At 57.6% G+C, this 23,583-nt stretch carries 26 protein-coding genes, 1 tRNA gene and 1 pseudogene; 11 read left to right on the forward strand and 17 right to left on the reverse strand.

The window, feature by feature from the left end; genetic code table 11:
• Positions 1-74: 74 nt before the first annotated feature.
• Positions 75-1,892, forward strand: coding sequence for a sigma-54-dependent Fis family transcriptional regulator (locus tag AACY30_RS00770; RefSeq protein ID WP_339539413.1), 1,818 nt, complete (start codon positions 75-77; stop codon positions 1,890-1,892).
• On the opposite strand, the gene AACY30_RS00775 is transcribed toward AACY30_RS00770, so the two are convergent.
• From AACY30_RS00775 to AACY30_RS00790, 4 genes are all read right to left on the reverse strand, one after another.
• A complete protein-coding gene (locus AACY30_RS00775; RefSeq protein ID WP_339467360.1) occupies positions 1,889-2,821 on the reverse strand; it encodes a FecR family protein in 933 nt (310 codons plus the stop codon). The two genes, AACY30_RS00770 and AACY30_RS00775, sit on opposite strands and share 4 nt — an antisense overlap.
• The gene (locus AACY30_RS00780; protein WP_339467363.1) at positions 2,818-3,360 is read right to left on the reverse strand and encodes a sigma-70 family RNA polymerase sigma factor; all 543 of its coding nucleotides are present in this window, start codon (positions 3,358-3,360) and stop codon (positions 2,818-2,820) included. The genes AACY30_RS00775 and AACY30_RS00780 overlap by 4 nt, the downstream gene beginning before the upstream one ends.
• Positions 3,361-3,488: 128 nt before the next feature.
• Positions 3,489-5,600 carry a TonB-dependent receptor family protein gene (locus tag AACY30_RS00785; protein WP_339539415.1) on the reverse strand — a complete coding sequence of 704 codons (2,112 nt, stop codon included), beginning with the start codon at positions 5,598-5,600 and terminating at the stop codon, positions 3,489-3,491.
• A gap of 178 nt (positions 5,601-5,778) precedes the next feature.
• Positions 5,779-6,048 carry a hypothetical protein gene (locus AACY30_RS00790; protein ID WP_339467365.1) on the reverse strand — a complete coding sequence of 90 codons (270 nt, stop codon included), beginning with the start codon at positions 6,046-6,048 and terminating at the stop codon, positions 5,779-5,781.
• A 240-nt stretch (positions 6,049-6,288) separates the two neighbouring features.
• Between AACY30_RS00790 and AACY30_RS00795 the strand changes: the two genes are divergently transcribed.
• The 4 genes from AACY30_RS00795 (at position 6,289) to AACY30_RS00810 (ending at position 9,213) form a co-directional block, all read left to right on the forward strand.
• A complete protein-coding gene (locus tag AACY30_RS00795; RefSeq protein ID WP_339420847.1) occupies positions 6,289-6,570 on the forward strand; it encodes a hypothetical protein in 282 nt (93 codons plus the stop codon).
• A gap of 399 nt (positions 6,571-6,969) precedes the next feature.
• The gene (locus AACY30_RS00800) at positions 6,970-7,104 is read left to right on the forward strand and encodes a hypothetical protein (RefSeq protein ID WP_339467366.1); all 135 of its coding nucleotides are present in this window, start codon (positions 6,970-6,972) and stop codon (positions 7,102-7,104) included.
• Positions 7,105-7,133: 29 nt separating this feature from the next.
• The gene (locus AACY30_RS00805) at positions 7,134-7,304 is read left to right on the forward strand and encodes a DUF2256 domain-containing protein (RefSeq protein ID WP_339467368.1); all 171 of its coding nucleotides are present in this window, start codon (positions 7,134-7,136) and stop codon (positions 7,302-7,304) included.
• Between the two features lie 91 nt (positions 7,305-7,395).
• Positions 7,396-9,213: a sensor domain-containing phosphodiesterase gene (locus AACY30_RS00810; RefSeq protein ID WP_339539417.1), complete on the forward strand. Its 1,818-nt coding sequence runs from the start codon at positions 7,396-7,398 to the stop codon at positions 9,211-9,213.
• Here AACY30_RS00810 and AACY30_RS00815 read toward each other — a convergent pair.
• On the reverse strand, positions 9,164-9,913 hold the full coding sequence (locus tag AACY30_RS00815) for a hypothetical protein (protein WP_339467372.1): 750 nt from the start codon (positions 9,911-9,913) through the stop codon (positions 9,164-9,166). The genes AACY30_RS00810 and AACY30_RS00815 overlap by 50 nt on opposite strands.
• Before the next feature lie 476 nt (positions 9,914-10,389).
• The gene (locus AACY30_RS00820) at positions 10,390-10,707 is read right to left on the reverse strand and encodes a hypothetical protein (protein WP_339539607.1); all 318 of its coding nucleotides are present in this window, start codon (positions 10,705-10,707) and stop codon (positions 10,390-10,392) included.
• A gap of 341 nt (positions 10,708-11,048) precedes the next feature.
• On the opposite strand from AACY30_RS00820, the gene AACY30_RS00825 reads away from it, so the two are divergent.
• The 3 genes from AACY30_RS00825 (at position 11,049) to AACY30_RS00835 (ending at position 12,811) form a co-directional block, all read left to right on the forward strand.
• Positions 11,049-11,231: a hypothetical protein gene (locus tag AACY30_RS00825; RefSeq protein ID WP_339539419.1), complete on the forward strand. Its 183-nt coding sequence runs from the start codon at positions 11,049-11,051 to the stop codon at positions 11,229-11,231.
• A 55-nt stretch (positions 11,232-11,286) separates the two neighbouring features.
• On the forward strand, positions 11,287-11,718 hold the full coding sequence (locus AACY30_RS00830; RefSeq protein ID WP_339467374.1) for a glycine zipper domain-containing protein: 432 nt from the start codon (positions 11,287-11,289) through the stop codon (positions 11,716-11,718).
• A 223-nt stretch (positions 11,719-11,941) separates the two neighbouring features.
• Entirely contained in the window at positions 11,942-12,811 is an 870-nt protein-coding gene (locus AACY30_RS00835) for a sensor domain-containing diguanylate cyclase (RefSeq protein WP_339467375.1), read from the forward strand.
• Between the two features lie 146 nt (positions 12,812-12,957).
• Here AACY30_RS00835 and AACY30_RS00840 read toward each other — a convergent pair whose 3' ends face one another.
• Positions 12,958-13,467, reverse strand: coding sequence for a hypothetical protein (locus tag AACY30_RS00840; protein WP_339467377.1), 510 nt, complete (start codon positions 13,465-13,467; stop codon positions 12,958-12,960).
• 461 nt (positions 13,468-13,928) lie between these two features.
• Complete coding sequence (locus tag AACY30_RS00845) at positions 13,929-14,402, reverse strand: hypothetical protein (RefSeq protein WP_339467379.1); 474 nt, start codon at positions 14,400-14,402, stop codon at positions 13,929-13,931.
• An 879-nt stretch (positions 14,403-15,281) separates the two neighbouring features.
• Here AACY30_RS00845 and nhaA point away from each other — a divergent pair.
• Together nhaA and AACY30_RS00855 are read left to right on the forward strand one after the other, a co-directional pair.
• On the forward strand, positions 15,282-16,652 hold the full coding sequence (gene nhaA / locus AACY30_RS00850) for a Na+/H+ antiporter NhaA (RefSeq protein WP_339467381.1): 1,371 nt from the start codon (positions 15,282-15,284) through the stop codon (positions 16,650-16,652).
• 447 nt (positions 16,653-17,099) lie between these two features.
• A pseudogene (locus tag AACY30_RS00855) lies at positions 17,100-17,330 on the forward strand (ATP-binding protein); the annotation flags it as partial.
• Positions 17,331-17,431: 101 nt separating this feature from the next.
• Here the strand turns inward: AACY30_RS00855 and AACY30_RS00860 are convergent.
• Both AACY30_RS00860 and AACY30_RS00865 read right to left on the reverse strand, forming a co-directional pair.
• Positions 17,432-17,635, reverse strand: coding sequence for a hypothetical protein (locus tag AACY30_RS00860; protein WP_445261409.1), 204 nt, complete (start codon positions 17,633-17,635; stop codon positions 17,432-17,434).
• Between the two features lie 356 nt (positions 17,636-17,991).
• Positions 17,992-18,082: transfer RNA gene (locus AACY30_RS00865), tRNA-Ser, on the reverse strand.
• Between the two features lie 152 nt (positions 18,083-18,234).
• On the opposite strand from AACY30_RS00865, the gene AACY30_RS00870 reads away from it, so the two are divergent.
• Positions 18,235-18,906: a Bax inhibitor-1/YccA family protein gene (locus tag AACY30_RS00870; protein WP_339467384.1), complete on the forward strand. Its 672-nt coding sequence runs from the start codon at positions 18,235-18,237 to the stop codon at positions 18,904-18,906.
• 76 nt (positions 18,907-18,982) lie between these two features.
• Here AACY30_RS00870 and murB read toward each other — a convergent pair whose 3' ends face one another.
• The 7 genes from murB to AACY30_RS00905 are packed head-to-tail and all read right to left on the reverse strand — an operon-like array spanning position 18,983 to position 23,504.
• Positions 18,983-20,002: a UDP-N-acetylmuramate dehydrogenase gene (murB, locus tag AACY30_RS00875; RefSeq protein WP_339539421.1), complete on the reverse strand. Its 1,020-nt coding sequence runs from the start codon at positions 20,000-20,002 to the stop codon at positions 18,983-18,985.
• Complete coding sequence (locus AACY30_RS00880; protein WP_065872101.1) at positions 19,999-20,463, reverse strand: low molecular weight protein-tyrosine-phosphatase; 465 nt, start codon at positions 20,461-20,463, stop codon at positions 19,999-20,001. The genes murB and AACY30_RS00880 overlap by 4 nt, the downstream gene beginning before the upstream one ends.
• On the reverse strand, positions 20,463-21,227 hold the full coding sequence (kdsB, locus tag AACY30_RS00885) for a 3-deoxy-manno-octulosonate cytidylyltransferase (RefSeq protein ID WP_339494293.1): 765 nt from the start codon (positions 21,225-21,227) through the stop codon (positions 20,463-20,465). The genes AACY30_RS00880 and kdsB overlap by 1 nt, the downstream gene beginning before the upstream one ends.
• Positions 21,224-21,409 (reverse strand): Trm112 family protein, encoded by a 186-nt coding sequence (locus AACY30_RS00890; protein ID WP_003174668.1) that lies wholly within the window; start codon positions 21,407-21,409, stop codon positions 21,224-21,226. Before AACY30_RS00890 ends, kdsB begins: the two co-directional genes overlap by 4 nt.
• 24 nt (positions 21,410-21,433) lie before the next feature.
• Complete coding sequence (lpxK, locus tag AACY30_RS00895) at positions 21,434-22,444, reverse strand: tetraacyldisaccharide 4'-kinase (protein ID WP_339436958.1); 1,011 nt, start codon at positions 22,442-22,444, stop codon at positions 21,434-21,436.
• Positions 22,444-22,872, reverse strand: a complete 429-nt coding sequence (locus tag AACY30_RS00900; RefSeq protein ID WP_339421069.1) for an ExbD/TolR family protein — start codon at positions 22,870-22,872, stop codon at positions 22,444-22,446. Before AACY30_RS00900 ends, lpxK begins: the two co-directional genes overlap by 1 nt.
• Complete coding sequence (locus AACY30_RS00905) at positions 22,869-23,504, reverse strand: MotA/TolQ/ExbB proton channel family protein (protein WP_339421067.1); 636 nt, start codon at positions 23,502-23,504, stop codon at positions 22,869-22,871. The genes AACY30_RS00900 and AACY30_RS00905 overlap by 4 nt, the downstream gene beginning before the upstream one ends.
• Positions 23,505-23,583 lie beyond the last annotated feature (79 nt).

Consider the following 23,583-nt stretch of genomic DNA (forward strand, 5'->3'; position numbering starts at 1 on the left):
CACAGGGCATACGTGGCCGGTTTCTTCAGATAAATTGTGCAAGCCCAATAATAATAAAAACGAAGGTCGACCCCATGGCCGAACCCTTGGCTCACGACACCGTTATCCAGGAATCCTGGCGCCGTTGCCGCGCCTTCGGCCTGGACCACCAGAGCACGCCCAGCTTCGACCAACTGCCCGCCGAGTGCATCAGCCAATTGCTCGAAAGCCAGCACTCGCTGGTGCAAACCACCCATCAAGAAGTGCTGCCCTACTACGAGAACATCCTCAGCAACTCCAATTGCCTGATCATGTTGGCTGACAACCAGGGCCAGGTGCTGACCCGCTGGGGCACCCAGCGTTTTATCGAGCCCAAGCTGGCTCGGGGCTTCAACCCCGGCGCCAGTTGGGTGGAACGTTCCAGCGGCACCAACGCTATCGGCACCGCACTGGCCTGTGCCCAGGCGGTGCGTATCGAACACGACGAGCACTTTCTCAAGGCCAACCGCTTCATGACGGGCTCAGCGGCGCCGATCTTTGATGCCCAGCGCGAGATCATCGCGGTGCTGGATGTGTCCAGCGACAGCTACCTGCCGCCCTCCCACACCTTGGGCATGGTTAAGATGATGAGCCAGACCGTGGAAAACCGGCTCATCCTCAACCTGTTTCGCGGTGAACATTTCCAACTGACCTTTAACACTGGCTTGAGCAATCTGGATAGCCAGTGGGCCGGTCTGCTGATTTTTGATGAGAGCGGCCAAGTGCTGTCGGCCAACCGTCGTGCCGACAACCTGTTGGGCATCAGTTTGTCGCGGGTGATGATCGACAGTTTGTTCAAGGTGTCGTTGCTGGAATTGTTGAACCAGCCGGAGGGGTTGCCCTTCTCGCTGCAAGCGGCGGGACGCAACCGGTTCCAGTGCCTGTTGAAGCGGCCTCAGCAGAGGCCCGTGCAGGCCCGCATATTCACTGAACCGGTGCCGGCGAAACCCACGTCGATTGGCCTCAATACCCTGCATTTTGGTGATGTGCGCGTGGAGAAAGCCGTGCGTCAGGCCGAGCGCTTACTGGAGAAGGACATCCCCCTGCTGATCCACGGTGAAACCGGCGTGGGCAAGGAAGTGTTCGTCAAAGCCCTGCACCAGGCCAGCTCGCGCAGCCAGAAGGCGTTCATTGCGGTGAACTGCGCGGCGATTCCCGCTGAACTGGTGGAATCGGAACTGTTCGGCTACGAAAAAGGCGCGTTCACCGGCGCCAATCAAAAAGGCAGCATCGGGCTGATCCGCAAGGCCGACAAGGGCACGCTGTTTCTGGATGAAATCGGTGATATGCCGCTGCCGACACAGGCCCGCCTGCTGCGGGTATTGCAGGAGCGTTGCGTACAGCCGGTGGGCAGCAGCGAGTTGTTCCCGGTGGATTTACGCATCATCTCGGCCACCAACCACGCGTTACGCGAACGCGTGAAGGCCGGGCGGTTTCGTGAGGATTTGTACTACCGTATCGGCGGCCTGACGCTGGAGCTGCCGCCGTTGCGCGAGCGTACGGACAAGCAGGCGCTGTTCCAGCAACTGTGGCAGCAACACCGCGAGCCGACCCAATGGGCGGGCCTGAGCGCCGAAGTGCTGGCGCTGTTCGATCAGCATCCATGGCCGGGGAACTTGCGCCAGGTCAGCAGTGTGCTGCGGGTGGCACTGGCCATGGCGGAGGAACAGCCGATCCGCCCGGAGCATCTACCGGATGACTTTTTTGTGGATTTGGACGTAGCGGCGCCACGGCCCGCCAATGACGAGCTGGATGACAGCCTCGACCTGAACCAGCGCTTGAAGGCTGCCGGCGGGAATATTTCCCACCTGGCACGCGAGCTGGGGGTGAGCCGCAATACCTTGTACAAGCGCCTGCGCCAGAACGAAGGCTAGCGCGGCTTGACCACCACCAGCAGGTCGGTGAAGTACTCCACCTGGATCGGCAGGTTATCCGCCAGTGACGACAGCGCCGCCGCCGTGTCATCCAGCTTGAAGACGCCCGATACCCGCAGGTTCTGCAGGGCCTGAGGGTCGAAGCGCAGCATGCCGTGGCGATAGCTGGCGAGGGTTTGCAGCACCTCGCTCAGGGGTTGGTCGTTGACTTTGAGCAGGCCGCGGGTCCAAGCATCCGGGTCGGCATCGACGACGGCTTGCGGCGGCTGGGCGCGGCCGTGGTCAAGGACCGAACGCTGGCCGGCCGTGACCTTGACCCCATCGCTGGCTTCACCTTTGACCGCCACGCTGGACTCGATCACCGTGACGACCGTGGTGCCGTCTGCCGCCCGCTTGACCAGATAGCGTGTACCCAATGCGGTGGCCGTGCCTTGGTCGGTGCGGACCACAAAAGGCCGTTGCGCATCCTTGGCCACTTCGACCCAGAGTTCACCTTGCAACAGCTCGATCACGCGTTGATGCCCGTCGAATTTCACGTCGACTGCCGAGTTGCTGTTGAGCTGCAACTGGCTGCCGTCTTCGAGGGCAATCTGCCGGCGCTCGCCGACGGCGGTGCGCTGGTCGGCCATCCAGACCGGCACGTGTTGCAAGCCCAGCCAGCCGCACAAGACCACGCCAAGCAAGCCCGCCACCTGCGCACCACGCGGACGTTGCGGGGTAAACGCGCGGTTAAGGGCAACACGGGCGGGCTTGGCGGGCAAGGCGTCGAGGCTGCCCCACAAGGCGCGCATGCGTTCAATGGCCACGGCGTGACGCGGGTCGGCCTGGCACCAGGCATTAAACGCGTGACGGTCGGCGTCGCTGACGTCCTCGTCGTGCAGGCGGGTCAGCCACTGCGCCGCTTGCTGGATGATCTGCTCGGCGCTCATTCCAGCGGGTCTGTCGGGTGCAGGCTGTGGTAGCAATGCACCAGGGCGCTGGAGATGTAGTTTTTGACGGTGCTGGAAGAGACGTCCAGGCGCGTGGCGATTTCGCTGTAGGTCAGCCCATCGAGGCGACTCAACAGGAACGCTTCGCGGACGTTGGCAGGCAAGCCCGCGAGCATCTCGGCGATACGTTCCAGGGCTTGCAGCGCCACATGAATCGCGGCCGGGTCCGGCATGCCGGCATCTTCGCACTGGATCACCAACGCTTCCATGTAGGCTTTTTCGATACGGCGACGACGGGCGCCGTCGATCAACAACCGCCCTGCCGTGGTGGCCAGGAAGGCACGGGGTTCCTTGATATTTTGCGGCTCGGCCAGCATCAATACGCGGATGAACGCGTCATGCGCCAGGTCGGCGGCATGCTGGGAGCAACCGAGTTTCTTGCGCAGCCAGCCGTGCAACCAGCCGTGGTGCTCGCTGTACATCGCCGTGAGGGTCTGCTGCCGTACGGAGTCATCCAGCGCGGCGGGAATGTCATGCATGCGCAAAAATATCTCAAATGGGAAGTGTTACCAATTGCACAAACAATGCCAGTAAATCGGTGCAGGAGCAAGGGCCACCCCCCTCTGAGAGCATCGTTGATTGCATTGTTTGGAAGGTCGCGCGCCTGTCAGCGCCAGCTCCAGGAGACGCCGGTGTAGAGGCCGCGGCCATCCGCTGGCGTCGAACGCGCCACATCCAGGCCCTTGTCGTCATAGCCCGGCGTGACCGTATTGGCGTACCGGCGGTTGGTGAGGTTGCGCAGGTCGACCCAGGCTTGCCAGTCTTGCTTTGGCGCGTTGTAGCCGAAGGTGGCGCCGAGGATGGTGTAGGACGCAGCGTAATAGGAGTTGGCGTAGTCGACCGCCACGCGCGAGGAATATTCGCTATTGAGGCTGGTAAAGAAACCCGTCGGGTGGCTGTAGCGCACTTGCGCCTGGTAGTAGTGCTTGGGGATGCCAGGCAAGGTGTTGTCGCCGAAACGGTCGTCGTCGCGGTAGTGGAAGTCGCTGAAGGTATAGGCCTGGCGCAGGGAGAGCTGGCCGTTGCGGCCGCCGTCCCACAAAGGGCTGAGCAGGCTCACTTCCAGGCCTTGGTGCACAGTGGGGCTGGCATTGGCTTCGGCGACAATGGCATTGCGGGTGGCCGTTTGGGCCTGGGTTTCCACGCTGAGCAGTTCGTGGCGCACTTCAGAGCGGTACAGCGCCAGGTCCCATTGGCCGAGCCACGCTTCGCCACGCCCGCCGATTTCCAGGGTGGTGGCGGTCTGGTTTTCCAGGCTCACGCCTTCGCGCGCCAAACCTTTGGCCGGCCCACTCGTGAAGTATTTGTTGGAGCCCCAGATCATCGACCACGCGTGCGGCGGCTCGACCGAGCGGCTCAGGTTGCCGTACACCTGCAATTGCGGTGTGAAGTCATACCGCAGGCCGATGCGCGGCGCGTAGTCCCAGTCGTGCTGGCTCAGCGGCGCCTGGCCTTCGGGGTAGGTGACCTGGGTTTCGCGCCGGGTGTAGATCGCGGCCAGGCCGGTCGTCAGCCACAGGTCAGGGACCAGCTCCAGATCGTTGCCGATATGCAGCACGGTGTCGGCCCCCAGATAACTGTAGTCGCGGGTCTTGGTGCCGGGGCCGTAGCCAGCGGTATTGCCGGCCGGTGTGCGCACATATTCCGACGCGCCGTTGTTGGGCATCGCTTGGGTGGTGCGCAGGCCCAACGTAGTTTTGCTGTCGTGGCCGAACAGCGTGTCCTGGCGGATGTAGTTGAGGGTGCCGCTGACATCGGTGTAGGCAACTTTAAGACGGTTGGTGCCTTCGCGTAGGTCCATCGGGTAGTCGTGGTAAGCCAGCCCGAGTTCGACCCGGGAATTGTCGTCCAACTGCAAGGTGGTCTTGTTGGCGATCCAGGTGGAGCCCGGTTGCAGGCGCTTGGAGTCGCGGGCGGCGTTGAGGCTGTTGGCCGCGCGCGGGTCATGGCTGATTTGCGCGCGAGTGAGCTTGCCGGGGCTGTCGTTGGTGGTTTCGCGGTAGCGGAAATAGAAGCGCGTCTCCAGGTCCGGGTTGAAACGGTAGCCGAAGTTAGCGGCCACGCCCTTGCCGGTGGCGGCGCTCTGGCGCTGATAGCCGTCAGACTCGGCGTCGGTGAGGCTGATGTAATAGTCGGCATCTCCCAAGACCTGGCCGGAACTGATCTCGCGCTGGGCGTAACCCTTGCTGCCCGCCTCGTATCGCACCTGCAACTTAGGCGCATCGTAGCCCGTGTGGGTCACGTAGTTGACCGCGCCACCGAGGGCCAGGGCGCCCTGGTCAAAACCATTGGCGCCGCGCAGCACTTCAACGCGGCTGTGCCACAAGGGGTCTTTCAACTCATAGGGGGTGCCACCAGGCCCGGTCAGAGGCAGACCGTCGAACATTTCATACAAGCCGGAGGCGTGGGAACCGGGGCTGCGGTTCAGGCCCGAACCGCGAATCGAAAGTTTCACCCCTTCATTGTTCGCTGCCTTGGCGTACACCCCGGCCTGGTACTTGAACACGTCTTCGTTGGTGCTCACCCGCCCCTGCTGCACGCTGTTCATGTCGATGTAGTTAGTGCCGCCGGGCACGCTTCTGAGCTGCGCCTGCGCCATTTCACCGGCGCTGGCTTCACTGCCGGTGACTTCGACCGGGGCCAATTGCAGGTCTTCGGCGTGCACCAGTGAGCTTAACGTCAGGGCGGCAAACAGGAACGGAGGGTGGCGCAACAGCATCGGGCAAGTCCTTGTAATTCGGGGGCACGAGGTGGGAAGACTGGGACGCCCGCCAGGTCACTCCCTATTATTGGAAACGTCTGCGTCCATTGATCGAAATACTGTGAAAGCCAAACTGCAGCACACTCAGTTCAACTGCAGATGGTTCGCAGATCCTGTTACTTCGGGCGCAAAGAACTCAGCCGCCAGGTTCTCCTAACATCTGCATCAATTCTTCTGCTTCCGATCCTGGAGCAAACCTGAACCCAACCATTTCATCAGTGCCGAGAATTTCGCCCAACGTCTTCATTACCTGCGCCTCAGTGGGCGATTCACGCAGCAACTTGTGCGCTGGCAGTAACAACTCGGAGGAAACACCTTGAACGCTTGCCGCGTCGATCACCGCGAAGAGGATAAAGCGCAGGCGTATTTCGCGTTCAGTCGGCCAAACCGTTTTTCGCTTACCCATCGTGAAGGCTTCACTTTCAGAAAAATCCGAGGCTATTGCCGGAAGACTGGTGTTTCAAGCCACGGGGTGCAGGATAGGCCGCCTCCTACATGCAAAACGGGAACCCCCTACTGGCGGATAGGGCCGGCCATCCAGTTTTCTCTAAGGCCTTGCATAACCGGCCATCAATCCGTGGAAACCTCTGGCTCAGGCAGGAGGTCTACCGCCTGAATCCGCCCGCTGTTTAAAGGAAGCAATCTCATGTCTCAAACTTATCAAGGCACTGCCAGTGTGTTGTTGGCTTCTCGCCACTTGGGCGTTGAGCCAGACGAGTGCTTGAATGAAAAGGTGACCGTGCGCCTTTCGGAAAGCGGCACGCCGACCATCGCACGCCTGGAAGTCGATCAGCCCGTACAGTGGCCAGGACACGCTAACCACGTGGAAGTCAGGCTGCCTGATGGTAGCGTTGTGAAGGGTGTGATCGTGGAAATCAACCGTCAGACTGAACACGCCGCATGGTTGACCTTCAGCCTGGACGATTGACGGGATGGCGTCGTCAAGGCGCCGCTTTCACAGTTTTGTTGCGTTGCAGCTCCAGCGTAATGCTGATGAGCCGCGCAGGCGACCCAATGGCGATCGGTCATTTTGGAAATCGCCGAAAACCGCATTCCGGTCAAGCGCGTCATGGGCTGCTAGATGCTGGATGTCGTCTCGATCTCGGCGATGGCATCCAATTCCTCAACAGTTAGGTATTTGATAACACCCTCCTTGAATCACAGCATCCGGTTTCAACCGGGCTTACCACTGCATCGGCGGCTGGCTGCGAGGCATAAGCGTTTACCGACGAAATGCAAACAACGATGCCCCGTAAAAGATTGAATGTGTAGATTGTACTTTTGGTCAGGGATTGTGAACGCAGACATTCTGGCGAGGTGAAAGCTCATGACTCTTCAAGCAGAAACACTCGTACAACTGACCGAAGCGTTGCAGGAGCGAGGGCTGTATCTGGTCTGCAACGTTCACCTCACGCGCGCGCCCTACCGCCACAATCACCTTTGGTTGTGTTCAGTGGCCTGAAGCAGCCTCGCCAAGTCGAGACGTATACGATGAAAAAAGGCCAACTCCCGTCCAAGACCTGCCCTGTGTGTGGACTGGCGTTCAACTGGCGCAAGAAATGGGCACGTTGCTGGGACGAGGTGCGCTATTGCTCCGAGCGGTGTCGACGAGGCAAGCGCCCGCTTCCACCGCCGGCACAAGGCTGCAACCCTGCGCAATGATTTGCTATTGTCCTGATAGCTAAGTAGGTAATCCGGTAGGACACCGTAGCTGATAGATTTCAGGTGAGTTTACGTATACGCAGGGGTCAACATGGGCGAAGCAACTCCGACTTCAGACTATGAAGTACAACGCTTGCAGCGCGTCGCAGCCTTGTGCGCTCGCGATGCCGAACCCGACGTCGTCTTCGAAAAACTGGTCGCGATGACCTCAAATTATTTCGGGGCGCCCATCGCGCTGATTTCAATCATCGATGAGCATCAGCAATGGTTCAAAGCCCGCGTTGGCATTGAAGAAGAGCAAACCGCGCGCGAAATTTCATTTTGCGCCTATTCGCTGTTCGACCGGGTACCGCTTGAGATTCTCGACTCGCACAACGACGAGCGCTTTATAAACAACCCGCTGGTCACCGGCACGCCCTACATTCGGTATTACGCCAGTGCGCCACTGATGACGGCTGACGGCTTCTCGCTGGGCAGTCTGTGTATCATCGATACCGTGCCCCGCGAGCCGATGAGCGAGCGTGATTTTGCCATGCTGGTGTATTTCGCCGAGCTGGTGATGATGCACATTACTGACGCGCGCGCTCGCATTTACATCGACCAGCCTACCGGGCTGTTCAACCGCCTGCGGTTTGAGGAAGACATCCGCCAGGCAGCGGCGACCTCCGAGAACTTTCACGTTTTTGCCGTTGATATTGTCTCCCCGGCCTTCTTGAACAACGTGGTCAAAGCGCTCGGCTACAACTTCGTCCAGGACCTGATCCTGGCGATCAAAGCACGTTTGCACGCGCTCCTGCCCAGCCAATGCCTGTTGTATAAAATCAGCCCGACGCGCTTCGGCTTTTTGTCAAAAGGCAGCGCGCCTCTGGAGCACGTGTGCGCCAGGATTCTTGAAGATTTTCATACCCCAGTCGAGTGCCACGGGATCCCAATTCTCATGCATGCCGGTATTGGTGTCCTGGCAGTCACCAGTAGCGAGCCGCAGGATTGGATCAGGCTCGTCGTTGCCGCAGCGGACGACGCCAGGGACAGAAACCTGGGGTGGTCGCTTTATCAACCACACACCGATGCGGCGCAGCAGCGTGCTTTTATGCTTTTGAGTTCGTTGCCGGACGCTATGCGTGCCCGTCATCAATTAAGCCTGGTATTCCAGCCGAAGATCCAACTGCCGCAGGGTGAATGCAGCAGTGTCGAGGCATTGCTGCGCTGGGAGCATCCGCTATTCGGCGCGATCCCCCCGTCGGAATTTATTCCCTTGGCGGAAAAAACCGCGCTGATGCAGTCGATCAGTTTTTGGGTACTCGACGCAGTCCTCCAGCAGGCACTGTCCTGGAAACAGCAAGGGCTGGTGATTCGCATCGCCATGAACGTCACCGCGGGCGACCTGGAAACACCGCGATTTATCGACAAGATGATCCATGACATCCACAGGCTCCAACTCGACCCTGCCACGTTCGAGTTGGAGTTTACCGAAAGCGCGTTGATGACTGATGCAGACACGGTCAGCCGTCAACTTGAACGAGCCCGCGGATACGGCATAGGCGTTGCTATTGACGACTTCGGCACGGGCTATAGCAATTGGACGTACCTGCGCCAATTGCCCATTGATTCGGTCAAGCTGGACCAGTCATTGATCAGCAACATAAAAACCCATGAAAAAGATGCGCGTCTGGTCAAGACCTTGATCGAGTTGGCAAGGGGGCTGAGCTACAAGGTGGTAGCAGAGGGCGTGGAAACTGCGGATATCCTTGAACTGATCACTCAATGGGGATGCTCGGAGGCGCAGGGTTTCTTGATCTCCAAACCAATGGGGGCAGACGCCCTCGCCCAGTGGTTTCAGGCAGGCGGCTACCGCACGATTACTGCACCGGCAGAAAATTCATCAGCAACAAGCTCTGCGCGTAGTTGACACCTATGCGCCGGTAGCGCTCATCGAGTATCTGGGTCAGCAGATCGAGGCGCGCGACAATCTTGCCGAACTCCACCGCGAAACTGAGGTTGCTGCCCTCCTCCGATATCTCGTTGGAAAACAGCAGCAACACCCCATTCACATCCTGGCGCTTGCCCAGCAGCCAAGTGGCCTTCTCGATATTGCGCGCAGCATTGCTGACGAATTCAGGGTTGATCGCATCGGTGATGTAAAACTCCGTGCGCCCACCGTGAGCAGTCACGATCATACTGCCAATAGCATAGATAAAAGCGCCGACGCGGTCGCCTTTGAATTCCGGGCTCAAGGAGTAGCTAAGGGCCGCCAAGTCACTGCGTTCCCCCAGCGCAGGAAGGGATTGGCGTTTCTCGATGGCCTGGCGAATCTCCCGCGCAGCAGTCACCGCATCCGGGTAACCCGACTGACGCCACTGGCTGGGATTACGCAGATAGAGCTTGTTCATGAGCAAATACAGGCTTTGCAAATTGTCGCGCATGCCCAGTGTTGCCATGCGATCGACACTGGTCTGGAAGAATTCATCAGGCTTGCCATTGCTGAACTGCTTGGCGATATCCCGACCCTGTTGCTGGCTGCAACCGCTGGCGAAGAGCATCAACACGGCAGCCAGCAGCAAGGGCTGGCGTAGCGGTCGACTATTGAAACGAGGAAACGTGCGATCCATCAGCACCCGATCTGGTTCATCTGCCCACGCGGGAATCGGCGGGGCTGGGACAAGGATAGAGCGGAGAAATCAAAAAAAGTGCAATGGCCGTCGCTAGATAGTTGTAGGCCGCTACCGGCCGGCCGGTGAACGGGCTCAAACGTGAAGAATTTTTTTTAGGCTCTATACTGTTTGCAACAGCTGCGTGTGTTGTTGGCGACCCAGGGTGGCATGTCAACCTTTGAACGGCTTGGCGCGTTTATCTATATCGCCCCGGCATACTCCCCAGCAGCTGTACCTGAGGGAGACGGCAATGAAACATCCAATTCGAGCTCAAATGGTTGTTCAGTTGATTTGCCTGCTTTCGGTGGCTCAGCTTTTTTGTTGAGCGGCGTGTGACTGCCTTCACATTCAGTTGCAGTTGCGGCAGCGAGAGGTATTGCCAGCTATAAGCCATAATCTGGCCCGACATTCGATTGCCGGGCCAGAGCGTGCAGCTATAGCAAGATCGTGGATAGCATGCCTAAGGCGCCCAGGCAAAACCCGATCAGTGCGCCTCGCCCGGGGAGCTCCTGAAACAGCGCCCAGATCACGATGGGCTCCAGCAGTAATAAAGAGGTAACGGATACAACCGTCACTACCCAGATGTCACCGACCGCAAGATACCCCAGCCAATAAGCCCCCAGCAGACAAAGCCCGGCAAAGCACATCAACACAACAGGCATGATGAAAGCGTGCCATGAGCCGTCGCCCGCTTGAGCCAGCTTGGCGGTCACCACCTCACTGTGGATTGCACAAAACTCACCGATGATCATCAACCCTAGAGCAGAAACTCCGAGTAGTTCTTTGGACATATCAAAAACTCCTTCGTATTCAACGCAATATTTTTCAACTCCCAGCGGGCAATGCCGCTGCCCAGAGTTTCGTTGCAGTGATACGAAGCAGCCTTGAACAGGCCTGAATTACCGAAGTGCTTTGCCATGCTCATGTCCTTTATAGAAGGTGAGGCTTAGCGGCCAGATGAGGCGCTCGGCCTGATCATACGTTTCGGCGAGTATTAGGAACAACCTTGGCCGTGGAACCGCCGAAACGGACTGTTTATTTCTTCGTGCTTGTATAAGCTTGCCGTTCGTTTTTTCGAGATCAGGAGGGGTAAATGAGTGACGACAATGCAAAGCGCTTGCTAATTAACCAGCAGCACATTTGCATGGCTGCAATCTCGCTGATTTTCTCCAGCACCTGTGTTGGCGCAGACACTTACTCGGAGCTGAGTACGCCTGATAAATCGGGATTCATGTGGGGTCAGGTCTACCAGCATACAAATGAGCTTTGGGTTTAATCCCAAGCGTGCTTTAAACATTAACACCTGCTGACAGCCCATAGAGGTTCACAAAATGAAAATGACACTACCCGCCCTGGCTTTGGGTGTTCTGATATCGCAAGGAGCGATAGCCGCCGGTGATGGTACAGCCGCTCTTGGAGGTGGCGTTGGGGGTGCACTTGGCAATATCGTCGGCCAACAGCTGGGGGGGTCAACTGGCGCGGCAGTAGGCGCAGGCTTAGGTGGTGCCGCCGGTGGAGCAGTCGGGGCCCAGAAGGGTAAGAGGACAGAAGCTGCGATAGGCGGCGGCGTTGGCTCTGCTGGTGGGTCACTTATAGGCAATCGTCTGGGCGGCACAACGGGTTCGACTATCGGAGCGGGTCTCGGTGGCGCTGCAGGTGGCGCGCTCGGCAACAACCTGGCGGATGATGAGAGCAATCATCGATCTGACGGGAAAAAGCACAAAGGCAACAATAAGCACAAGCATAAGAACAAGCGCCACTGATGAGCCATGGCTCGTGTTTGCAGTAGGTGCAAAAAATGCAGACGCCTTGTGGCGGGTCAGCTTAGCGAACAAGTGAGGGGCTGGGCCTTATCATATGTGTGAGCACCTGTTCTGAATAACCGGGCTCGACGGGTGTGAGCGATATTAAAAACTCGCAGAACTCCCCGCCGCCCGTCATGATCGGGCTATGATCAGGCCATCTTAACCGGACGCACAATGCCCCATGCCCGTTGACCTACAAGCGCTCTATCCAAAACTGATCCACTTGATGCTGGATACGGTATTCGTCGTCGACAGCGACAACCGGATTGTCTTCGTGAGCGACGCCTGTGAGTCCCTGCTGGGCTACCACGCCGAAGAGCTGATCGGCACCCTGATCATCCACTACATGCACCCTGAAGACCTGGCGCGTACCCGCGCTTCCATAGCTCGGGTCATGAGTGGCCAACCCCACGTCGACTTCCGCAACCGTTATCTGCGCAAGGATGGCAGCGTCGTACACATTTTGTGGGCGGCCTTCTGGTCCAAAGAAGTCGGTGCGCGGATCGGAGTCGCGCGGGACATAACGGCGCTCACCCAGGCCGAGGAGGAGTTACGCTTCCTCGCCCATCATGACCCGCTGACGGCCCTCACCAACCGATCGTTGTTCAACGATCGGCTCGACAGTGCGCTGCAAAGCGCACAGCGCCATAACCGGAGCTTGGCATTGCTGTTTCTGGACATCAACGACTTCAAGTGCATCAACGATGTGCATGGTCATGCCATGGGCGATCGCGTGCTCTGTGTGATTGCACGACGGCTAGAGCGCTGTGTGCGCGAAGGCGATCTAGTGGCCCGGATGGGCGGTGATGAATTCACGGTACTGATCACGGATATCCAGTCGCCGGATGCGGTTGCCGGGAAGGTGGCGCAGATACTTGCGGTCATTGCTGATCCACTGGGGGCCGAGTTTGGCGGAGTGAAAATGCCGTCTTGCAGTGTCGGCGTGGCGTTTTATCCGAAGGATGGAGAGGATGCGGATACGCTGTTGAGTCATGCGGATGGGGAGATGTATCGGGTGAAGAGGTTGCGGGTGAGTGAAGATATGAAGTAGACCGTAGCCTAGGGTCTGGCAACCCGCGTCGTTAAAAAGCCAATGCCCCGACGAGTCGGGGCATTGGCTTTTATGGTCCTGGATAAATCAAAAGGGCTTTTCAGCCTTACGGGTGAAGAACCACTTGCTGACCATCATGCACGAGGCTATTTGGCTTGGCGAAGCACAAGCTCCGATAGACGGGTCTTAACGCGGAAGCAGAACTCACGAATTTGAAATTGATAAGCGGGCATAACCATGTAGTTTAAGTCAGGACCTAATGAGTCTTTGATTTCCATATATTTAGCGGTCTTGGCAGCGATGGTTTGGTACTCCGCCTCGTACTTGACGTAAGACGCTTTGTTGTAAACCTTCAAAACGTCCAGCTCTTTACGGCATTGCTCTGCGCGGTTTTGGTTTAAGTTTGTTTCTGATTCCGACTGATCAGCTTCCGTAGAGGCAGGGACGTGGGAGTCAGCACTGGCGCCCGCAGGTGCAGCCTCATATCGCACAGTCCAATTGGGTGGTGTCGAAGGTGCGACTTCAGGGGGGGCTTCATGGGGCGCTTCCTGGACGACGGCAGGAGGTGGAGTCACTATGGATTTTTCTGGCGTTTTCGTAGCGCATCCAGAGAGGGCAAGTCCTACCACTACAGCGATGCCACACAGTTTATACATCGGTTTCACCAAGAAGTAATTATGGTTGGCTGAGTCGTTAGGTTCTGGGTAAAAGTAAAACTCACTCAATGATCAAGTGTAAATTTTCTACCAGACTCAAGGCGCTCAGCCTCTCTTCCTTGAGTGCGCAGGTGAGTGATAATAGTAAAAAAACAAAGAGATGACGAGTAAAAGCTCGTCAGAAAAGCCACAGATTAATGGGACAATTGCGGTGGGTCCAAGCTAAGCATGCACCCTCATTGTGCGGCGTTCGGATCGCAGGGAAAAATGAGGAGACTTCATGGTCTACGTTAAATCTGAAACGTATCGACACGTCAGCAGATGTGGGTTTCGCGTAGAAGCGCGATTTCCAGTCCCGTGGTGAGTACCTGACGTGCTCGAAAACGTTTTTACACAGCCTCGGCCAAAAGCTGCCCGTGATGATCGGTAGTTTTCTACGAAAAAGGCCCGATCGAATCAAATCACTTTTTAACCGGTGTATCCCAGCATTCGGGATTAAGCGAGCATACGTTGTATTGCCGATCCATCAACGCCATGCGGTTGAGGTGGGCATCAGTGGCGGCGCTCAGTGATTGCTCACTGGTGACCATGTAGCGCGCGGCTCTATCGCTCATGCGTGCACTCCATTGGCGCCGAATCTTTTCATCCAAGGCTTTTGGTGACGTGGCCATGGCTTGAAGTGTACCGTCGTCTACTCGGCTCAACTCGTCGCGGTAGGTTTCGATGTACTGGGTTCGTGCGGCGTCGTGCTGGTGATTTAGGTCGTACTGGAGCGCTTCCAAGTTTTGCTTGTAGAGAGTCCAGTAACCGTCAGGCAGCACGCCACCGTCTTTCTTTCGTAGCGCGGCAATACGCCCATCGTTGTCGGTATTGGCGCTGAGTACCGGCTTGAGCGACGAGATGATAACGGGATCGTTGCTGATAATCTGGTTCATCAACACAGTACGTAAACTTGTCTTAGGCAGACTCTGGCCCAGGGGCTCCACGTGGATCGGCTCCGTTGGTTTCAGGGACACAGGTTGGCTCGCGCAACCTGTAAACAACAAGGCCAAAAAGAGGATCGACGAGATAGGATGACGTAAAAACATAAGCTACCCATGAGCATGGTTGGTTAGGGAATCGAGCATAACACCCGCCAACCGATAGTGTCATTTTGACATCACTCCGACCCTGACAACCTTCCAGTTACCGGAGTGCAAGCCCGACTCCACTTATACTGCCTGACGGTAGATTTGGAGAGGTTTTTTACGAGGATGCTTCCAGGTCGAAACCTATAACTAAGCGCCAACAGTCCTAGAGAGGATTTACCAAAACCAGCTCGCACTGGAGGCAGCCCTGGGGGCAATCGACGAGAACGCGGCCCACATAAAACTGGGCTTGGCGTGTCTCTGCAAGCTCCCATGAGGCAGCCACTATTTGATTTTGGTCTCAAGCGAGTGCCGGCCTCTGGGGTATACGGGCCGACAAAGAAAAAGGAATCGAATCCTTGAGAGGATGGATATCAAGGCGGTTGATACCCAGAGCAGTACAGACAAGATAGCACTGAGCAATGCTTCTTTTTCAGTCGCGCCAGTATCCAATGCCATCGCGCGATCATAGTCTTAACTTTTTGAACAACTGCAATGGGAATAAACGGAGTCAGCCCCGATGATCCAAATTTATGGAATTTACTCACAAACGAAAGGTTCAGTACATAAAGCCCGAGCATTGCATCTGTGCCCTGAGCTTTCTATGATCGCGACGGGTGCGCCATTGCATGACGCGATGCGCAGGTTAAAAGCAAGCACTGGTCGGGCCGCCAGCGGAGTCCGACTGTGGCTAGCAAAAAACCATCATCTCCATCTATTCCCCGTCCTCAAGTTTTAACCGAACGCGCGCTTTCAGCGCTGGAACGGTTCTCCCATATCGAGGCAGTGAGCGGCATCGCACTTTTGGTGGCTGCTATCGTCGCGCTCCTTTGGGCCAACAGTGCGATAGCTGAGTCTTATGAGCATTTCTGGAGCGCCGAATTGACCATCGGTCTAGGGCATTTCACTGTTTCGCGCTCATTGCATTTTCTGGTCAACGATGGATTGATGACCGTGTTCTTTCTTGTCGTAGGGGCGGAAATCCGTCAAGAGATCAGCGACGGTGCACTGTCCAGCTTCAAGCTCGCTACGTTACCTCTTGGGGCTGCGATGGGTGGTGTCATGGTGCCTGCGCTTATCTATACGCTGCTTAATTTCGGCACCCCCGCCTACAGCGGTTGGGCTGTGCCGACCGCGACCGACATTGCCTTTGCCGTAGGGGTGCTTGCACTATTAGGTAAATCGATTCCCGGCTCGGTGAGAGTTCTCCTCCTTGCACTGGCCATCATTGATGACATCGTTGCCATACTGATTATCGCGATTTTCTACACAGCCAGCCTGAATTACCTGGGTTTGGTCATTGCAGCGGTAGGGTTGCTACTCGTTCTGATATTTCAACGCATGGGTATTGGCAAAGCCTACGCTTATGTCTTACCTGGCGCGATTGTATGGTTTGGTCTTTTGAAGACCGGCGTTCACCCAACGCTTGCCGGTGTAGTTCTAGGGCTAATGACCCCCGTCAATTCCAAGCCATTGCGTGAGCGACCTCTGGATACGATTGGGCGTACGTTTCAGGAGCTCATGGAACGCTTCTCGCAGGCTGAGCAGAGTCCAAAGGCAGTAGCCAAACCACTGAAACAGTTACGTCATGCCGAGCGAGAAATGTTATCTCCTGTGCAGCGAGTGCAAATAGGGTTGCACCCATGGGTCGCCTACGGAGTCATGCCGCTATTTGCGCTGGCCAATGCCGGTGTCAGTCTGAAGGGTATCAACTTGGACGATATTATGGCCCAAGGCGTGCTTATTGGGGTAATTACGGCCTTGGTACTTGGTAAACCTTTGGGGGTGATGATCGCCAGTTTCTTGCTGATCAAGCTAAAGGTCTGCGAATTGCCCGAGGGAGTCAGTTGGGAGGGTATCGTCTTGGTGGGGCTGTTGGCGGGTATAGGCTTCACTATGTCAATTTTCATTTCCGGCCTTGCGTTTGACGACCCTGGCCTATTAGCGGCGGCTAAACTGGGTGTGCTTGCCGCTTCGTCCTTGGCTGCGATACTCGGTTTGGTTTGGGGGAAAACCAAGTTTCGTTCATTTGCTGGTAGACCGGCCGCAGGACTTTAATTGCCTGTTTCGTGAAAGCTCCTCCGCACTTGCGGCGATAAATGATCGATTTCATTTGCCCGCTGCGTTGGCAGGTAAGTAAGCACGCCCTTAAAGTGAGCATACGGATCATGACCTGGTTTGACTGTAAGCGGATGGCGAATACATCTTCCGAACTCCAGCATTAAGGGCGATTGTGTCCGCGTAAGTTTAAGCGGACGCAATCACTCTTAATGCCAGGATCGTCTCAAACCTGTACAAACGGTAACTTATGTACAAGTTTTGTACAACGCTGATTTAAGCATCCGCTAATCTGTGACCCCCTTGGATTAAAGTCCTCAGGCCAAGACGGGACGCGAGTGGCACGGATCCCGCCACCAAAGTGTTGGGGTTGTTGCGTGGGTTCAGCGACAGGAAAATGCAAGATCGCTTACAAGCGACGTGTTTGACGATCCTGCCTTGTCTCACACCAGTATCGTGATCACGACCAACCTCAGTCTCTCGGGATGGTAGAGCGCGTTCAGCGACATTAAGGTGACCGCAGCAACTGGATCAACTGACACATCACTGCCACATCGTTGAAACGATCAACGTGTCCTACCGCATGCAATACGGCACGCTGGTCGTCCAGATAAAGATCAGATCACGTGAAAGAAAGCACAGGGACGGGAGGACATCGAGGACGATGAACCGTTTTGACCAGCATCAAAAACGCGCTGAGTAAGGGGTCGGCGAACACACCTTCCGAACTCCAGCGTTAAGGATTAGTACCTGAAAGCACCTGATGTTTACGGTTAAACCTAGTGTACGTCGAGGTTCTTTTTGAATCCGCGAAGGTTCATGATGAAGAGGCAAACCTGCAGGACGATGAGAGCATAGGCTTCTACGTACACCCCCCAAGTCACCCACAATATATTGCTGAGGCTAAAGCATACAAATCCTGTCATGCGCCTTGCTGGTAGTTGAGACCCGATAAGCCAAGCCGCAAGCACCGTCACCAACATCGCAGGCCATTGAACCCAATCTAGATAAGCCAAGCTTTTCACCCCGTTCAAAATGGCGATTGACGATTTACGCAGCAATGATGTGGCCGGTGCCTCTGTGCGCCTAAAGCATCGCCGTCGCCTAGTCTTCGTCCTGTGGGCTTCCACACTGCCACCTGCGCGCCCCGCTTGCTACTGACCGTACTTTGCTGGGGCACAGTAAACCGGAAATCACCAAAAGGGTGTACAGAAGGATTGGAGCGACCGCCAAGCCCTCAAAATAGGCAAAGTTTCGGAACGCCTAGAAAAACCGTTGCTCCCTACCCGAAGGCCAGAAACACGAAAGCCCCGCATTCGCGGGGCTTTCGTTTGAATCTTGGCGGGAAACCAGGGATTCGAACCCTGGAGACGCTATTAACGTCCGCCGGTTTTCAAGACCGGTGCATTCAACCACTCTGCCAATTTCCCTTGCGCATCACAGGATTATAGTAGCCTATCCTGTCTCAGCGGGCGCCATAATACCCGAATGAAACACACTGTCAAACTCTCGGCATCGCTTGTTACAGAGCGTCTGTTATGATCTTTGCGACTGAACGTTTCAAAACCGAAGGAGTGTCGCCATGCGCGAACAGAATTACGCAGTGAATGGTAACGCGCAGGCTGAGCAGCTTGAAGTCAGCCGCGTGTTGCGCAACACCTATGGCTTGCTCGCCCTTACCCTCGCATTCAGCGGCGTAATGGCGTTTGTGGCTCAGCAGATGCGCGTCGGCTACCCGAACATCTTTGTCGTACTGATCGGCTTCTATGGGCTGTTCTTCCTGACCAACAAGCTGCGGGACTCGGCCTGGGGTCTGGTGTCGGCGTTTGCCTTGACCGGTTTCATGGGCTTCATCCTCGGCCCAATCCTCAACCGTTACCTCGGCATGGCCGGCGGTGCGGAAGTGGTCAGCTCGGCGTTTGCCATGACGGCCCTGGTGTTTGGTGGCCTGTCGGCCTACGTGCTGATCACCCGTAAGGACATGAGCTTCCTGGGTGGCTTCATCACCGCAGGCTTCTTTGTGCTGCTGGCGGCTGTGGTCGCAGGTATGTTCTTCCAGATCAGCGGCCTGCAACTGGCGATCAGCGCGGGGTTTGTGCTGTTCTCCTCGGTGTGCATCCTGTTCCAGACCAGCGCCATCATCCACGGCGGTGAGCGTAACTACATCATGGCGACCGTGAGCCTGTATGTGTCGATCTACAACCTGTTTATCAGCCTGTTGCAGATCTTCGGCATCATGAGCAGCGATGACTGATTAGTTAACGCAATAAAAAATGCCCCGTATCGAAAGATACGGGGCATTTTTGTTTTTACGCCGTTAAGAGCAGGTTTCAGTATTTGTTGGGTTCCATCTCCAGATCAACCTTGAAGCGCTGCGCAATATCCTGCTGGATCCGCTGAGCCAGGTTGGCAATATCGTGCCCCGAGGCCCCGCCATAGTTGACCAACACCAGCGCCTGCAGTTTGTGCACACCTGCATCCCCCTCACGAAAGCCTTTCCAGCCAGCCTTGTCGATCAGCCAACCGGCCGCGAGCTTCATCTGCCCATCGGGCTGCGGATAAGCCACCAGGTCCGGGTACAGTGCCTGCAGCTCAGCAGCCAACACCTGGGACACCAAGGGGTTCTTGAAGAAGCTCCCGGCATTGCCAAGCTCTGCCGGGTCCGGCAGTTTTTCCCGGCGGATGCTGCAGATCGCACGGCTGACGTCGCTCGGCGTCGCCTCAGTGATGCCCTGCCCCGCCAGGCGTTGCTGCACCGGGCCATAGTCGAGTTTCAGGTGGCCGGTGCGGCTCAGGGCAAAGCGCACCCGCAGGATCAGCCAGCGGCCGGTTTCGTGCTTGAACACGCTGTCACGGTAGGCAAAGTTGCATTCTTCCAGACTGAATTCGCGCAGTTCGCCGGTGTGGCGATCCAGGGCGGTCAGGCCAGCGAATACGTCCTTGATCTCCACGCCGTAGGCGCCGATGTTCTGCATCGGTGCTGCGCCAACGGTACCGGGGATGAGGCTGAGGTTTTCCAGGCCACAGAACCCCTGTTCCAGGGTCCACAACACGAAGGGGTGCCAGGCTTCGCCCGCTTGCGCCTCGACCACCACCTGCGTGCCGTCATCGTTGACCACGCGGACGCCGTGGGTCGCCATGCGCAAGACCAGCGCAGGAATGTCCTGGGTCAGCAGCAAGTTGCTGCCACCGCCGATCACCAACAGTGGCACCGCATGTGCGGCTGAATAAGCCAGGGCCTCGCGGACGTCATCGTCGCTGTGCGCCTCGGCGAACAACTGGGCGCGTACGTCGATGCCAAAGCTATTGAAGGGCTTGAGCGATACCTGCGAGAGCACCTGCAAGGTCATAACCGCCCCTTCAATTCGATCACCAATAAATCACAGGCGCGTTCAATCAGGTCCAGGACCCGCTCGAAGCCTTGTTCACCTTCGTAATACGGATCTGGCACTTCGTCCACTTCGCCATCGTAGCGGCGCAGGAACAGGTCCAGCTCCGCTGTGCCTTGGCCCGGCTGCATGGCCTTGAGGTTGCGCAGGTTGCTGTGGTCCATGGCCAGGATCAGGTCATAGCGCGCAAAGTCGGCACGGGAGACCTGCTGGGCTCGCTGGGCCGACAAGTCATAGCCGCGCACCAGCGCCGCACGCTGGCTGCGCTTATCCGGTGGGTTGCCAATATGCCATTCACCCGTACCGGCGGACGCTACCTCGACCTGCCCTGCCAAACCCGCTTCGCGCAATTTATGGCGCAGCACGCCTTCTGCGGTGGGCGAGCGACAGATATTGCCCAGGCAGACAAACAAGACCTCCATCAGGCCCCCAGCAGGCGACGGACGCGCTCAAGGTCTTCCGGCGTGTCGACACCAGCCGGCGGCGCTTCCAGCGCATCGCCCACATGAATGCGCACGCCGTGCCACAAGGCACGCAGTTGCTCCAGCGATTCGGTGTTTTCAAGCCAGCACGGGCCCCAACTGACGAAGTCATGCAGGAAACCGGCACGGTAGGCATAGATGCCGATATGACGGCGATACGGCACGCCTCCCGGCAATACGTCGGGTTTTTTGGCGAAGGCGTCGCGCGCCCACGGCAAGGTCGAACGGCTGAACGTCAGCGCCAGGCCATTGATGTCGCTGACCACTTTCACCACGTTCGGGTTGAACAGGGTGTCGATGTCTTCGATCGGTTCGGCCAGGGTCGCCATGCGCGCTTCGCCATGGGCGGCCAGGTTGGCCGCCACTTGGTCGATCACGCTCGGCGGAATCAACGGCTCGTCACCTTGCACGTTGACCACGATGGCATCAGGTGCCAGGCCGAGTTTTGTGGCCACTTCGGCCAGGCGATCGGTGCCGGAGTTATGGTCTTCGCGAGTCAGCACGGCCTCAGCGCCGAAGCCTTTGCAGGCTTCGATGATGCGCGGATCATCGGTGGCCACCACCACGCGCTCGGCGCTGCTTTTGCAGGCCTGTTCCCACACCAACTGGATCATCGGCTTATCGCCGATCAGTTGCAGCGGCTTGCCCGGCAAACGGGTCGACGCGTAGCGGGAAGGAATGACAACGGTAAAGGCTGTGGTCATTTATCCAGGCGCTCATCGGTAGTCAGGGTGCGGGCTTCGCTTTCCAGCATTACCGGGATGCCATCACGGATCGGGTAAGCCAGGCCGGCGCCTTTGCTGATCAGCTCGGTTTTGTCGGCGCTGAGCTTGAGCGGGCCTTTGCAGATCGGGCAAGCGAGGATATCGAGCAGTTTGGTGTCCATGAGTGTTTCCTGGATAGAAGCGGTTTAAGGCAAGAGACGGGCAGGCAACAGGCGCATCAGCTGCGTGTCGAACCAGGCGACAAACGCCGGCGACGGCAGCGCATCCACCGCAAGGTACCACCAGTCGGGCTGGGCAAAGGCGCGGCACTTCACCGCGTCCTTTTCGGTCATGACCAGCGGCAATGACGGTGTAAAATTCAGGACTTCGGCGCTGTACGGCGCGTGGTCGGCAAACGCATGGGGTATCGGCTGCCAGTGTAGCGTTTCAAGGGTGTTGAAGAAACGCTGCGGGTTGCCGATGCCGGCGACCGCATGCACCTGCTGGCCCGCCGCAAAGTGATCGACCGGCTGACGCTCGCCGGTCTTCAGATTGACCAGTGCGCAAGGCTGCAAGCGAAAGGCAAAACCATCGTCTCGGTCGCTTGCGGCGCCGTTATACAACAGCGCATCGACACTCTGCAGCCGCTCCACCGGTTCGCGCAACGGCCCCGCCGGCAGGCAACGGCGGTTGCCCAGGCCACGGGCGGCGTCGATCAGCACCAATTCAAGGTCGCGGGCCAGGCGGTAATGCTGCAGGCCATCGTCGGAGAGGATCAGGTCCAGGGTTTCACTGGCCAGCAGCGCCTTGACCGCACGGCTGCGATCGGGGTCGATCACTAACGGTACGCCGCAGCGCTGCACGATCAATAAGGGTTCGTCACCCGCCACTTCAGCACTGTGGTTGGCTTCGACCCGCCACGGCAACTGCGGCGGCTTGGCCCCATACCCCCGGCTGACCACCCCCACGCGCAAGCCGCTACGTCGGCAGTGCTCAATCAACCACAGGATCAACGGCGTCTTGCCGGTGCCACCCACCGTGATATTACCGACCACCACCACCGGCACCGGCGACTGATAGATCTCGCCCTCACCCGCAAGGAAACGTGCGCGCTTGCGCTGCACCACTCGGCGGTACAAGGATTCAAGCGGCCGCAGCAACGTGAGCATCGGATGGCCCTCGTACCAGGCCTTGAGCAAACGATCGGACATGGCCATCAGGGTTGGCTCGCTGCCTCGACGGTGGTCATGCGCAGATGGCTGAAACCGAGCTTGCCGGCGGCATCCATCGCAGTGATCACAGCCTGGTGCTGGGTCTTGCCATCGGCACTGATCGACAGCGGCAGCTTGGTATCGCCGCCGGACTCTTTCTGCAAGGCATCCATCAGGCTGTTGAGATCGTTCTTTTCGAGCAACTGGTTATTCACTGAAAACACCCCGTCGGCGCTGATGGCGATGTCCAGTTGCTTGACCTCCTGGTCTTCGGCCGGCGAACCGCTCACGGCTTCCGGCAGGTCGACGCGCAGCTCGGTTTGCCGGGTAAAGGAGGTGGTGACGACAAAAAACAGCAGCAGGATAAACACCACGTCAATGAGCGACGCGAGGTTGATATCGACATTTTCCCGGTGCTTGCGGCGAAATTTCACGCTTTGCCCCCAACCAGGTCAACGTCACGGTCGCCCTGCACGACTTCCACCAGTTTGATGGCTTCCTGCTCCATGCCGACCACCAGCTCATCGATGCGCCGTTGCAGGAAACGGTGGAAGAACACCGAAGGAATACCGACCATCAGGCCCGCTGCCGTGGTGATCAGCGCCTTGGAGATACCGCCTGCCAATACGGCCGCGTTGGTGGTCATGCCGGAGCCCATGAACGAGCTGAAAATATCGATCATACCCAGCACCGTCCCCAGCAAACCGAGCAATGGCGCCATGGCAGCGATGGTGCCGAGGGCATTGATGTAGCGCTCCAGTTCATGGATGACGCGGGCGGCAGCCTCCTCGATGCACTCTTTCATGATCTCGCGACCATGCTTGGAGTTGGCCAGGCCGGCGGCAAGGATTTCACCCAACGGGGAGTTGGCGCGCAGTTCCTTGAGTTTTTCCTTGTCCAGTTGCTTGTTCTTGATCCAAGCCCAGACCTGCCCCAATAGATGCTCGGGGGTGACGCGACTGGCGCGCAGGGTCCACAGGCGTTCGGCGACGATGCCGAGTGCGGCGATAGAACTTATGATGATCGGCAACATCATCCAGCCGCCGGATTTGACCAATTCCCACACAGTGAATGCCCCCTCGAAAAAGTGCGCCACTTTACCATATAGGTTCGTCGGCCACAGACCCCATCGGCTGCGGCCACAA

This window comes from Pseudomonas sp. RA_5y_Pfl1_P24 (genome assembly GCF_963970945.1).
In the GTDB taxonomy this organism is placed as follows: Bacteria; Pseudomonadota; Gammaproteobacteria; order Pseudomonadales; family Pseudomonadaceae; genus Aquipseudomonas; species Aquipseudomonas tritici.

Bases quoted from the DNA above. Each gene is read 5' to 3' on its own strand.
- AACY30_RS00770 (WP_339539413.1), top strand. From the start codon at position 75: ATGGCCGAACCCTTGGCTCACGACACCGTTATCCAGGAATCCTGGCGC.
- AACY30_RS00775 (WP_339467360.1), bottom strand. From the start codon at position 2,821: ATGAGCGCCGAGCAGATCATCCAGCAAGCGGCGCAGTGGCTGACCCGC.
- AACY30_RS00780 (WP_339467363.1), bottom strand. From the start codon at position 3,360: ATGCATGACATTCCCGCCGCGCTGGATGACTCCGTACGGCAGCAGACC.
- AACY30_RS00785 (WP_339539415.1), bottom strand. From the start codon at position 5,600: ATGCTGTTGCGCCACCCTCCGTTCCTGTTTGCCGCCCTGACGTTAAGC.
- AACY30_RS00790 (WP_339467365.1), bottom strand. From the start codon at position 6,048: ATGGGTAAGCGAAAAACGGTTTGGCCGACTGAACGCGAAATACGCCTG.
- AACY30_RS00795 (WP_339420847.1), top strand. From the start codon at position 6,289: ATGTCTCAAACTTATCAAGGCACTGCCAGTGTGTTGTTGGCTTCTCGC.
- AACY30_RS00800 (WP_339467366.1), top strand. From the start codon at position 6,970: ATGACTCTTCAAGCAGAAACACTCGTACAACTGACCGAAGCGTTGCAG.
- AACY30_RS00805 (WP_339467368.1), top strand. From the start codon at position 7,134: ATGAAAAAAGGCCAACTCCCGTCCAAGACCTGCCCTGTGTGTGGACTG.
- AACY30_RS00810 (WP_339539417.1), top strand. From the start codon at position 7,396: ATGGGCGAAGCAACTCCGACTTCAGACTATGAAGTACAACGCTTGCAG.
- AACY30_RS00815 (WP_339467372.1), bottom strand. From the start codon at position 9,913: ATGGATCGCACGTTTCCTCGTTTCAATAGTCGACCGCTACGCCAGCCC.
- AACY30_RS00820 (WP_339539607.1), bottom strand. From the start codon at position 10,707: ATGATCATCGGTGAGTTTTGTGCAATCCACAGTGAGGTGGTGACCGCC.
- AACY30_RS00825 (WP_339539419.1), top strand. From the start codon at position 11,049: ATGAGTGACGACAATGCAAAGCGCTTGCTAATTAACCAGCAGCACATT.
- AACY30_RS00830 (WP_339467374.1), top strand. From the start codon at position 11,287: ATGAAAATGACACTACCCGCCCTGGCTTTGGGTGTTCTGATATCGCAA.
- AACY30_RS00835 (WP_339467375.1), top strand. From the start codon at position 11,942: ATGCCCGTTGACCTACAAGCGCTCTATCCAAAACTGATCCACTTGATG.
- AACY30_RS00840 (WP_339467377.1), bottom strand. From the start codon at position 13,467: ATGTATAAACTGTGTGGCATCGCTGTAGTGGTAGGACTTGCCCTCTCT.
- AACY30_RS00845 (WP_339467379.1), bottom strand. From the start codon at position 14,402: ATGAACCAGATTATCAGCAACGATCCCGTTATCATCTCGTCGCTCAAG.
- AACY30_RS00860 (WP_445261409.1), bottom strand. From the start codon at position 17,635: ATGTTGGTGACGGTGCTTGCGGCTTGGCTTATCGGGTCTCAACTACCA.
- AACY30_RS00870 (WP_339467384.1), top strand. From the start codon at position 18,235: ATGCGCGAACAGAATTACGCAGTGAATGGTAACGCGCAGGCTGAGCAG.
- murB (WP_339539421.1), bottom strand. From the start codon at position 20,002: ATGACCTTGCAGGTGCTCTCGCAGGTATCGCTCAAGCCCTTCAATAGC.
- AACY30_RS00880 (WP_065872101.1), bottom strand. From the start codon at position 20,463: ATGGAGGTCTTGTTTGTCTGCCTGGGCAATATCTGTCGCTCGCCCACC.
- kdsB (WP_339494293.1), bottom strand. From the start codon at position 21,227: ATGACCACAGCCTTTACCGTTGTCATTCCTTCCCGCTACGCGTCGACC.
- AACY30_RS00890 (WP_003174668.1), bottom strand. From the start codon at position 21,409: ATGGACACCAAACTGCTCGATATCCTCGCTTGCCCGATCTGCAAAGGC.
- lpxK (WP_339436958.1), bottom strand. From the start codon at position 22,444: ATGGCCATGTCCGATCGTTTGCTCAAGGCCTGGTACGAGGGCCATCCG.